Source organism: Microcystis sp. M079S1, from assembly GCF_020246425.1.
Classification (GTDB): Bacteria; Cyanobacteriota; Cyanobacteriia; order Cyanobacteriales; family Microcystaceae; genus Microcystis; species Microcystis aeruginosa.
On the sequence record NZ_JADBSZ010000345.1, the window covers coordinates 1 to 9,890 of the forward strand.

At 43.6% G+C, this 9,890-nt stretch carries 11 protein-coding genes and 1 pseudogene; 4 read left to right on the plus strand and 8 right to left on the minus strand.

The window, feature by feature from the left end:
• Positions 1 to 258 precede the first annotated feature (258 nt).
• From IM456_RS22195 to lysA, 5 genes are all read right to left on the minus strand, one after another.
• A complete protein-coding gene (locus tag IM456_RS22195) occupies positions 259 to 1,371 on the minus strand; it encodes a hypothetical protein (protein WP_287693176.1) in 1,113 nt (370 codons plus the stop codon).
• A 130-nt stretch (positions 1,372 to 1,501) separates the two neighbouring features.
• Positions 1,502 to 1,816: a DUF1825 family protein gene (locus IM456_RS22200; RefSeq protein WP_002738222.1), complete on the minus strand. Its 315-nt coding sequence runs from the start codon at positions 1,814 to 1,816 to the stop codon at positions 1,502 to 1,504.
• A gap of 253 nt (positions 1,817 to 2,069) precedes the next feature.
• Positions 2,070 to 2,819: a polyprenyl diphosphate synthase gene (gene uppS / locus IM456_RS22205; RefSeq protein ID WP_287693177.1), complete on the minus strand. Its 750-nt coding sequence runs from the start codon at positions 2,817 to 2,819 to the stop codon at positions 2,070 to 2,072.
• Positions 2,816 to 3,736: a diadenylate cyclase CdaA gene (cdaA, locus tag IM456_RS22210; RefSeq protein WP_002799082.1), complete on the minus strand. Its 921-nt coding sequence runs from the start codon at positions 3,734 to 3,736 to the stop codon at positions 2,816 to 2,818. The genes uppS and cdaA overlap by 4 nt, the downstream gene beginning before the upstream one ends.
• Positions 3,737 to 4,159: 423 nt before the next feature.
• A complete protein-coding gene (gene lysA / locus IM456_RS22215) occupies positions 4,160 to 5,557 on the minus strand; it encodes a diaminopimelate decarboxylase (protein ID WP_287693178.1) in 1,398 nt (465 codons plus the stop codon).
• A 226-nt stretch (positions 5,558 to 5,783) separates the two neighbouring features.
• Between lysA and IM456_RS22220 the strand changes: the two genes are divergently transcribed.
• The gene (locus IM456_RS22220) at positions 5,784 to 6,509 is read left to right on the plus strand and encodes a GUN4 domain-containing protein (RefSeq protein ID WP_287693179.1); all 726 of its coding nucleotides are present in this window, start codon (positions 5,784 to 5,786) and stop codon (positions 6,507 to 6,509) included.
• A gap of 36 nt (positions 6,510 to 6,545) precedes the next feature.
• On the opposite strand, the gene thyD is transcribed toward IM456_RS22220, so the two are convergent.
• The 3 genes from thyD to petM form a co-directional block, all read right to left on the minus strand.
• Positions 6,546 to 7,493 carry a thylakoid membrane protein ThyD gene (gene thyD / locus IM456_RS22225; protein WP_287693180.1) on the minus strand — a complete coding sequence of 316 codons (948 nt, stop codon included), beginning with the start codon at positions 7,491 to 7,493 and terminating at the stop codon, positions 6,546 to 6,548.
• A 129-nt stretch (positions 7,494 to 7,622) separates the two neighbouring features.
• Positions 7,623 to 7,982 carry a photosystem II reaction center protein Psb28 gene (gene psb28 / locus IM456_RS22230; protein WP_149988306.1) on the minus strand — a complete coding sequence of 120 codons (360 nt, stop codon included), beginning with the start codon at positions 7,980 to 7,982 and terminating at the stop codon, positions 7,623 to 7,625.
• Between the two features lie 105 nt (positions 7,983 to 8,087).
• The gene (petM, locus tag IM456_RS22235) at positions 8,088 to 8,201 is read right to left on the minus strand and encodes a cytochrome b6-f complex subunit PetM (RefSeq protein ID WP_012265655.1); all 114 of its coding nucleotides are present in this window, start codon (positions 8,199 to 8,201) and stop codon (positions 8,088 to 8,090) included.
• A 302-nt stretch (positions 8,202 to 8,503) separates the two neighbouring features.
• Between petM and IM456_RS22240 the strand changes: the two genes are divergently transcribed.
• The 3 genes and pseudogenes from IM456_RS22240 to IM456_RS22250 form a co-directional block, all read left to right on the plus strand.
• Positions 8,504 to 9,025, plus strand: a complete 522-nt coding sequence (locus IM456_RS22240; RefSeq protein ID WP_128575475.1) for a DUF192 domain-containing protein — start codon at positions 8,504 to 8,506, stop codon at positions 9,023 to 9,025.
• A 370-nt stretch (positions 9,026 to 9,395) separates the two neighbouring features.
• Complete coding sequence (locus tag IM456_RS22245; RefSeq protein ID WP_002757016.1) at positions 9,396 to 9,590, plus strand: DUF2949 domain-containing protein; 195 nt, start codon at positions 9,396 to 9,398, stop codon at positions 9,588 to 9,590.
• A 175-nt stretch (positions 9,591 to 9,765) separates the two neighbouring features.
• Positions 9,766 to 9,890: pseudogene (locus IM456_RS22250) on the plus strand (flagellar assembly protein H); the annotation flags it as partial.

The following is a 9,890-nucleotide window of genomic DNA, read 5'->3' on the forward strand; positions in this document are numbered from 1 at the left end:
AATTCTTGGGCTGCCCATTTCTCCATTTTTTTGCTTACCTCCACCTTGATTCCTTCTTTCAAAACTATACCTATCAATCGTTTCCCCTTTTTTTAAGTTTCTTCTCTTTTTGTTAAGAAAGATCTGACTAATGGATAGCTTGATAAGGGGGGTGTCGATCCCCCCTGCCCCCCTTGATAAGGGGGGTGTCGATCCCCCCTGCCCCCCTTGATAAGGGGGGTGTCTGATTTTAACGCCTACCTACTTAGATGATTTTATTTAGGTTCTCACTAAGGATTTATTGACAGTGGCTTCAATTTGATAAATAGATGAAAGGACGCTACCTTGATGATTATTGACCAGATCGTATTTGACTTCTTGTAAATAATTAAAAATGGCATCCCGCAGAATCGGTTTTTCAATGTTTACCGTGTGCTGATAGTCCCATAAATCCCAAACTATCAAACCAATTCCCACGATTGGATCGATTAATTCTGCCCCAAAACTACTCGCTACTGCCCCACCGGTTTTAGTGGCAATTTTCGCCCCCGTTTTTCCCGCTAGGGACAAATAAACTGTACTGCCCACTTTCATCACTGGGACCAGAGATTTAACTCCTAAAGCAGTGGTGCCACCGACTAAAAGTTTAATTGATGTGTTAGAAATATTGCCCTCGGTATCTTTAATTGTTACGGCTATATCACTAAGATAACGGTCCCATTTGCCTTGGGGAATTTGATAACTAGCCTGTATATTTGCCAATTCATTGCTTAAATTATTGACATATAAATTAACAGCATCCCTAGTAATTCTCTCTAGACGCAATTGAGCCTCTTGGGGACGAATTACCCGTTTAGTAAACTCGGTTTGAATAGTTTTGGTCAAATTTTCTGCCACCACCTGTTCCGGGGGTGGATTATCTGTATTGACCCAGTGAGCGATCGAGGAGTATAATCCGCTTAAAAAGGCCTTGCCCTCAAATTGTTTTTGATTGAAATAGTTAAAATACCAAGGCAGAAAACCCTGATCTACCCGTGTCATTAACTCCTCCACCCATCCCTCAATTTCTCCTAGGGCAAAGGTTTGAGAATTTGCTCTCGCTGTCTGTAAAGCTTGGCTAATCTCCCGATCGATTTGACTGTTAGATTTTTCGGGTATAGTGATGGGAATCTCTAGGTTAGTTTCGGTAGCAACCCTAGTTTTTAACGGTTCATTGCCGGCAGTTCCTAGCCAAATTTTCCCTAAAAGAGGCAAGATAACCACTAGAACAACTATAGCCCAAATTAACGGGGTTATTGCCTTAATCAGTTGACTGATTGCCTGAATGCGGTTAGTTTTTTCACTATACTGAGGTGGCTCAATATTCTCTTGTGAATCTGGCCTGGAGTTCATCAGCTAACCTACTTAAAATTATTAGATCATTTTTCTCAAAAAACCGCAGAAACCCCAATTTTCCGAGCAGTAATCTGGAGAGGACATTATCGGGCAAAAGACAGCCAATACCCGATAAATATCGGCAATTTTAGCGAATTTCTGCCTTCATCCGCTCAAGGGTTTGCTGCATTTGGTCGAACATCATTTGCGGAGTCATGCCAAATTGACCTAATTGGGTTTTTAGCTGTTCTACGGTCATTTGGGCGGAAAAATCCTCAGATAACTCAAAACGCTTCATAAATATCTTGTAGCGTTCCATTAACTCCTCCATCCTATCGATAAAGATTATTTTACCCTCTCGATCGAATTTCCCGTACTCGCTGCCTAGTTGTGTGAGGGACTGGTAATCTTCAAATAGCTGTCTAGCTTCCTGTTGAACCACTTCTGAGTCAAAGAATCCCATAATCTTAAAACTGCTTATCGTCGATAGTTATTCTCTCCCCTATTTTATTTTAGCCGGGGAAAAAGTCTAGCTCCAGCCGATTTACGGATTACCGTATTGGGGAAATCGAGAAGATCACAAACGACCTCTCGTCGCAGTTTAACCGTTGCCCCAGGGAGTTTAAGATTAAAAGTGATCAGACCTCTTGTAAAAATCAAAAATTGTCCTTTAACTGCCCCACAGTGGCTATTTCGCTAAATTTGGGCTGCAGCCCTTATAATTTGCCAAAACGACGATGACGACCCTGATAATCTTTTAAAGCGCGGTGAAATTGCACTCGATCGAAATCGGGCCAGAGGGTGTCAGTAACATAGATTTCCGCGTAGGCCATTTGCCAGAGTAAAAAATTACTAATTCGCATTTCCCCACTACTGCGAATTAACAGGTCTGGGTTAGGAATCCCGGCAGTATAAAGATACTGTTCAAAGAGAGATTCATCGATCGCTTCCGGGGAGACTAAACCCTGTTGCACCTGACGAGCGATCGCCTGACAAGCTTGCACGATCTCCTCTCGGCCACCATAATTAGTAGCCACCGTAAATTGAATACCGGAATTTTTGCTAGTTTCTGCTTGAGATTTAGCAATTTCCCGTCTTAAAGACTCTGGCAAGGCTGATAAATTACCAATAAAGCGAATTTTGACATTTTGCTGCATCATTTCTTCTAATTCGCGCCGCAAAACCCGCTCGAATAGAGTCATTAAAAACTCTACTTCCTCGAGGGGACGACCCCAATTTTCTGTAGAAAAAGCATAAGCAGTTAAAGCGGGAATCCCCCAGTCACGACAACAGCGCAGCAAGTCTTTTAGTGCATCTACTCCCCGTTGATGGCCCATAATCCGCGGTAAACCACGACTTTTCGCCCAACGACCGTTCCCATCCATAATCACTGCGACGTGCTGAGGCAAACGGTTTTTATCTAAATCCGTAGGTAATTCTGATGACAAGCTCGGTTTAAGAGTCATTTTCTATCTTTGGGGGTTGCTCTGGGCGAACGGGAGAATTTTTCTAAGATTAGACGACCTTTTAAGCCAATTGTACGCCCTAAACGTCCCCAACTCGGTGCGACCACTTCCCCCTCTCCCGACGGAGAAAACTTCGCTTCGAGAAGCTCTTTTAGTTTACTACTGGTTAAGGGCCGATCCAAATTACCCCCCGACGCGAGGGAAATCGAGCCAGTTTCCTCAGAAACCACAATACAGATACAATTATCTAGCCTTTCGGTAATGCCCATGGCCGCCCGATGACGGGTGCCTAATTGCCTAGAGGTACTGCGCTCCGATAAGGGTAGAATAACACCCGCGGCCACCACTCGATCGCCCCGAATAAATACGGCCCCATCGTGCAGTAAAGTTTTAGTTTGAAAAATAGTTTGAATTAATTCCTTAGATACTTGGCCATTGAGCGTCACCCCCGGATTGACAAACACCTTGGTGTCGAGATTGCCACTGGTTTCTAATACCATCAGGGCACCGGTGCGATTTTGAGATAGATCCTTCACCGCGTCCACTAACTCATCAATGACATTATCGGTCTTGGGAGTGGGGGAACTTTTTTTAAATAATTCCCACACTTGACCTTTGCCCAATAATTCTAAAAAACGGCGGAATTCCGACTGAAAAATCACAGCAATCGCCACTGCTGCCCCCAAAATCAATTTTTCTAGGACTAACCCCAGCAAGCGCAATCCTAGGGCATCGCTAATCACCGAGGCCAGCATTAAGTAGATTAGTCCTCGCACCATCCAAAAGGTACGCCGCTCGCCGATAATTAGCAGCAGCATATAGGTAAGGAGGAGAACTAACCCAAAGTCTAGGACTGACAGACCATGGCTGAGAATCCAGGACAATAACCGGCGAGGATCCAGAAAAAAACCCGACATGGGGGACGATAGCGATGAGGTTTATATTAAGGAGAGTCGAGTGGTTGACATACCCCACGCCGTAAACGGACGTGGATTCTTCTAGCATCACTGCTGTGAATTTCTGGCTCAACGAGTCCACTTGAATTAGATTCCTGGCGAAATCCAACCCAGAGGTGGTTCTCTCCTCAGACTTTCGCGACCTTACAGAAGCCTGTTCTCGTATGCCCTACGATACAGTTCAAAACCTCTAAAATAATTGGTTTCTTTGGTACTTGACGCTTAGAGCTTTTACCTATAGGAGCATTCCCCTATAGAACCCCATAACTCTAGTTTTCAAGGTGCGTTCATCGGTTGATGACTGGGTTTTTTAAGCGGTTGCTTACCCGGCCCCCTATTCTTAATATCATACATCCTATAAAGTCGCCCTAAAAGGGCGAGGCTTTAAACCCAATTTTTCGGTAAACGGTCTTGACGCAGCAAATCCGCCAGATTTTCCCGTTCAAGGATGAGATTAGCTTCTCCGTTGTGGACAATTACCGCCGCCGGACGGGGTAAGCGGTTGTAATTAGAAGCCATACTGTAGTTATAGGCTCCTGTGGCTAAAACCACTAAAATATCCCCCGGGTTGGTTTTCGGTAGCGTAATATCCTTAATTAGAATATCGCCAGATTCACAATGCTTTCCAGCTATTGTCACCACTTCCTGACATTCTTGACTCATTTTATTGGCGACCACGGCCCGATAAACCGATTGATAGGTAATCGGTCGGGGATTATCGGACATTCCGCCATCGACGGCGATATAGGTGCGGATTTCAGGGATTTCTTTGCGATTACCCACTGTATAGGCCGTTACGCAAGCGGTGGCAATCAGAGAGCGTCCCGGTTCGGCAATGAGCAGCGGATAAGCGATACCTCTTTCCTGACAAGCTTTAGCCACTGCTAAGGACACTGCTTGCACCCATTCCTCGATACTTGGGGGGTCATCACTTTCGAGGTAGCGAATCCCTAAACCACCACCGACGTTTAATTGCTCTAGGGGTAAACCCCGTTCTAAACCTAATTTAAACCAATCTGCCAGCACAGCGGCTAAGTCTTGGTGGGGTTGACGTTCAAAAATCTGGGAACCGATGTGAGCGTGTAAACCCAGACAATTCAGCACCGGATGAGCTAAAACATAGTCAAATACCGCTTCGATTTGATGAGGGTCAAAACCAAATTTACTGTCTAAGTGACCCGTGCGAATATATTCGTGGGTGTGACACTCGATGCCGGGGGTTAACCGCAATAGGATCGGAATAGGGTTATCAGGACGATTTTCGCCTAATTTAACCAGATTTTCTAACTCTAGCCAGTTATCAACGACAATAATGCAGTTATGCTCGATCGCATATTCTAACTCGGCGATCGATTTGTTATTACCATGAAAGTATATCGGCACATCGGTTTTATTGATCTGGTCTAAAGCGGTTAACACCGTGTGAATTTCTCCGGCCGACACCACATCAAAACCTAATCCCTCCCTAGCGACCACGGCCGATACAGCCAGACAATTCCACGCTTTCGAGGCATAAATTACCCTAGATTCTCCAGGATAATGAGTCTGGAAACCTTGCAGGTATTGACGACAGGCAGTGCGGAGGGTGACTTCATCGACAATATACAAGGGTGAACCGAAACGTTCCACTAGGGTGGTGACATCACAACCACCGATTTCTAGACAATCGCGGTTATTAACCTTGGCTGTCAGGGGGAACAGGGTTTGATTCGGGGATAGACAATCTTGATAGGCTAAATATTTTTGTCCGGAATTGCTGATTTTAGGTTCAGTTGATAGCATGATCGGTGTTTTTTGTCAAGAAATCGATAATTTTTGTTACAATCTCTGCCCATCACCGATTCAGTCAAGGGAATTTTGACCGTCGGTGATCTAGATAGCCAAAATAGTTCTCTCTTTCAGTGTACGATCAACCACCCGCTAAAAATCCCTTTTTTGTCGGGAAAAAATCGAGCAGCGACCCCGAAATAGTGGTAATAGTAGAAGGAGTGGTCTTAAAAGTGATGATATGACTGACCAGAATGGCGTGTTAGTAGAAGAACAAAGCGAGGATATTACCCGTAAGATGAGTCAATTAGCCACCGAGTCGCCGAAAAATCAATTACAAATCCTGACACAATTAGCTGGGGCCGGAGAAGGTGGCCTAACTGTGTTGAGAGATTTTTTATTGGCCCTGCGCCCCACTCCTGTTAATCTGGTGACAGGTAAGGCTTATCAATTGCTATACCAAGATAATAGCGATCAGAGCAAGGAATTTTTAGCTAATTATTTCCCCACGGGTGTTGTTCCCCTCGATAGTGCTAAAGGTATCGATTATCGACTTTTACAGGAATTATTGGCTAAACAGGATTTTCAAACTGCCGATAGTCTCACCCGTCAAAAACTCTGTGAATTAGCAGGAGAAGGAGCAATACAGAGGAAATGGGTCTATTTTACGGAAGTAGAAGCTTTTCCCAAGGTTGACATTCAGACTATTGATCATCTTTGGTTAGTTCATTCGGAAGGGAAATTCGGTTGGTCGGTGCAGCGCAAATTATGGCTCGGTGTCGGTCAAGATTTCCCGAAACTCTGGCCGAAAATTGGCTGGAAAAATGGCAATAATTGGACAAAATACCCCCAAGAATTTATCTGGGATTTAAGCGCTCCCGTCGGTCATTTACCCCTGTTAAATCAACTGCGCGGGGTGAGAGTGGCCGCCTCTTTATTCTCCCATCCCGTCTGGAGTGAAAAATAGATTGAGAACACTGGGTCCGGCTATTGTATCAGCTTTCTACATTTTCGGGACGATTTCTTGTAAGGCCGCTTCTAGATTAGGATAACGATAGTCAAAACCGAGCGCTTGAGTGGCTTTTGGCAGCACTTCTTGACCTTCTAAGACGATTTTTGCTCCTTCTCCCAAGAGAATTTCGAGGGCAAAATCTGGCACTGGCAACCAAGAAGGACGATTCATTACTTCCCCTAATATCTGACAGAATTCTTTCATCCGGACGGGATTGGGTGCAGTAGCGTTGAAAGTACCGTTAATTTCTGGGCGATCGAGACAATAGATAATTAAATTAATTAAATCATCCCGATGAATCCAAGAAAACCACTGACGACCGCTGCCAATCGGTCCGCCGGCAAATAGTTTGAAGGGTGGGATCATTTTCCCTAAAGCACCCCCATTGCCTAAAACAATACCCGTGCGAAGAATGACTAAACGAGTGCCGTAATCTTTAACTTTTTGGGCGGCTGTTTCCCACTTTTTACAGACATCCGCCAGAAAATCGCCACCGGGAGGGCTATTTTCGTCAAAACTAGCGGTTTCACTGGTTCCATAGTAACCGATCGCCGAGGAGTTAATTAAAACTTTCGGTTTCTGGTCGGCCAGTGCGGTCGCAACGCGCTCGCTACGCGAGATCGCCTCGACAATTTTCTCGGTGCCGATTTCCCGACTAGCGACGATTGCTCGTTTTGCTTCACCGGTCCAGCGTTCCGAAATCGGTTCTCCCGCTAGATTAATCACCGCGTCACATCCGCAAATCTCTTTTTGCCAATCCCCCGATTCTGTGGCGATATAGGGAATAATCTCTATCTTAGGATAGATTGACTTTGGGTAAATTCTTCGGGCTTTATCGGGATTGCGAGTCAAAATTAGGATGTCATCGCCGCGATCATAGAGTTTGACCACCAATCGACTACCCACAAATCCCGTCGCCCCAGTAATCGCTATTTTCATGGTTTCTTGACTAAATTTATCCTTATTTTAGCTGGTTTTTAACTATCAGAACTCAGGAGTCAGGAGTCAGAAGTCAGGAGATTATTTTTATTTATTCTCCCCACACCCTACACCCCATCACCCCACTTCTCACTTATCCTGATACCCCATCCCGTTAGCGGCTGCATAACGATTCATAAAGCGCATAAAACGCTCCCAGTGTTCATCGGTGATTTCAAAACCACATTCTACCCGTTGAATTTCATCTCCTTCATCTCCTCCAAAAATAAACTTAGTCGAGTTTGGAATAACTATAATCACTCCTTCCTCATCGGTGAGACGAAGATCACCGTAGGTGCGGGTGGTGAAACTTTGGAAACGTTCGATCGCTTTCAGGGTTTTAAAAGTCATCAGGACATTGCGAATCCCGGTACTTTTATTTTTGCGGAGACTAACACCGCTTAATTCTTCTGATAAACCGACAAAAAACTCGATCGTGGGAGTGGTCATAGGTATAGCTATAAAATTTTAGTTATTGATTTTCTCTTAATTACTTTTGATGGGGAAAAATTAGTTCATGATTACTAATAAAGTAACCATGAACCGAAAAACAAGCTATTCCGCTTCTCCACCTTGGATTTTGAGGAGGAGAAAACCCCAAGCTAATCCGACGAGGACGAGAACGATCGCCACGATCGCCCCATTAAATAACATACTTTCTGCGGTCATGGTGATTGCTCCTGAGCCTACAATAATCGATCAATAGATCAATGGTATTTTAACCTACGAAGGCGATCGACTGCTGCCGGACTAGGGCAAAATTGAGGGGGAAAATCGGCCAATAACTTTGAGAATTTTCCTAGTATATACGTTCTAGCAATCCTGCCCCTCTCCTCAAGGAAGGATGCTCAACCCCATGCTAGATATTTTTAATACTATCTTTATATTTGCTGTCGCCACTTTGTGTTAGTGTCTTATCTGCTTAATTCTCCACTTATACTAGAAAAATTAAGTATTGATAACTATTGGTGATGACTGGTAAAAAATCATTTATGCTCAAGATCAAGTTAATACTATTTTTAGGTTTGTTGCTGCTGAGTTGTCAATCGACTAATCTCAATGGTAATAATAGTTCAATGGCTCAGATTACGACTGAGAATCAAGGGCAAATATTACCGATCACGGCCAAAGCAGATATTAATGGTGAGATGATTGAGTTAGAAGTGGCTCAAACCAGCGAACAACAGGCCAAGGGTTTAATGTATCGCTCGTCTTTGGAGAAAAATCGCGGTATGCTATTTCCCTTTGCACAACCTCTGGTGGCCCGGTTTTGGATGAAAAATGTCTCGATTCCTCTAGACATGATTTTTCTAAAAGATGGTATAGTAAAGGCAGTTTTGCTCAATGTTCCCCCTTGTGCTGTGGATCCTTGTCCTGTCTATGGGCCAAACACCATGGTTAATCAAGTGATCGAACTAGCCGGGGGCCGAGCGAAAGAATTAGGAGTGAAAGAAGGAGATAAAATTAAGATTGAGTCTATCTCAAGACCTTGATTTTTGAAAATGGTGTTAACTTTCTTATAGAAGGTGTCCCTTGTCTGGAAATATAAGTATGGCTTTTAGAAGCTATTACGCATTTATACTGTTTAAGATATAACCATATCGATTAAGATTTTTATAGTCTATCAAGTCATAGATTGAATAATCTTTACCCTTGCTATAGATTAAACAGAGACAAAATTCTGCTCGATCTAACGGGACTATTTGTAAGAGAGCCAGCGATTTTTAGAAAAGCACTCTCTATCATCGAGATAGCTTAGATACAGAAAAAACGCTCGCGAGACTAACTGTCCTTGAAACCGATCAGGTAGTGTTTTGTTAAAATCACGAGATATACTATACTATTGAGGAAAAAAAACCCCCTATGTCCACGATTGCCTATTCCCAATTCCGACGATTTCTGCAAGAGGAATTGTCCCTTCCCCAAGAATCGATCGCTATGGCCGAGCGCTCGATCCAATCTGATAAAATTCATTTACCGATGATTCTCTGGCAGTACGGTTTAGTGACCTTGGAACAATTAGACAAAATTTATGATTTTCTCGAAGAGGTAGTCTAATCTTACAATTGCTCACTATTGACAAGGAGAATAATTGCCATGGCTGCTCATAGTTTCTGGCACAGTTTGAAAATTACGATCCTAAAAACTACCAATATCACCTGGGAAGTGGGTTATTTAAACCCACTTTTTTAATAACTATACAATTGAGAATTATCAATTAACTGCTCAGTCCATGAAACCCCATGACCAATTTGCCAAAAATTACCTTGAACAATTACTTTCTCCCCTGGGAATCGTCGAAATCAGCAAAGAAGTCAGCGACGAAACCCGACAGATAGATGTATTTTTTTCCCCCAA

What these genes read in the sequence shown, in the direction of transcription:
- IM456_RS22195 (WP_287693176.1), bottom strand. Translation starts at nt 1,371, where the DNA reads ATGAACTCCAGGCCAGATTCACAAGAGAATATTGAGCCACCTCAGTAT.
- IM456_RS22200 (WP_002738222.1), bottom strand. Translation starts at nt 1,816, where the DNA reads ATGGGATTCTTTGACTCAGAAGTGGTTCAACAGGAAGCTAGACAGCTA.
- uppS (WP_287693177.1), bottom strand. Translation starts at nt 2,819, where the DNA reads ATGACTCTTAAACCGAGCTTGTCATCAGAATTACCTACGGATTTAGAT.
- cdaA (WP_002799082.1), bottom strand. Translation starts at nt 3,736, where the DNA reads ATGTCGGGTTTTTTTCTGGATCCTCGCCGGTTATTGTCCTGGATTCTC.
- lysA (WP_287693178.1), bottom strand. Translation starts at nt 5,557, where the DNA reads ATGCTATCAACTGAACCTAAAATCAGCAATTCCGGACAAAAATATTTA.
- IM456_RS22220 (WP_287693179.1), top strand. Translation starts at nt 5,784, where the DNA reads ATGACTGACCAGAATGGCGTGTTAGTAGAAGAACAAAGCGAGGATATT.
- thyD (WP_287693180.1), bottom strand. Translation starts at nt 7,493, where the DNA reads ATGAAAATAGCGATTACTGGGGCGACGGGATTTGTGGGTAGTCGATTG.
- psb28 (WP_149988306.1), bottom strand. Translation starts at nt 7,982, where the DNA reads ATGACCACTCCCACGATCGAGTTTTTTGTCGGTTTATCAGAAGAATTA.
- petM (WP_012265655.1), bottom strand. Translation starts at nt 8,201, where the DNA reads ATGACCGCAGAAAGTATGTTATTTAATGGGGCGATCGTGGCGATCGTT.
- IM456_RS22240 (WP_128575475.1), top strand. Translation starts at nt 8,504, where the DNA reads ATGACTGGTAAAAAATCATTTATGCTCAAGATCAAGTTAATACTATTT.
- IM456_RS22245 (WP_002757016.1), top strand. Translation starts at nt 9,396, where the DNA reads ATGTCCACGATTGCCTATTCCCAATTCCGACGATTTCTGCAAGAGGAA.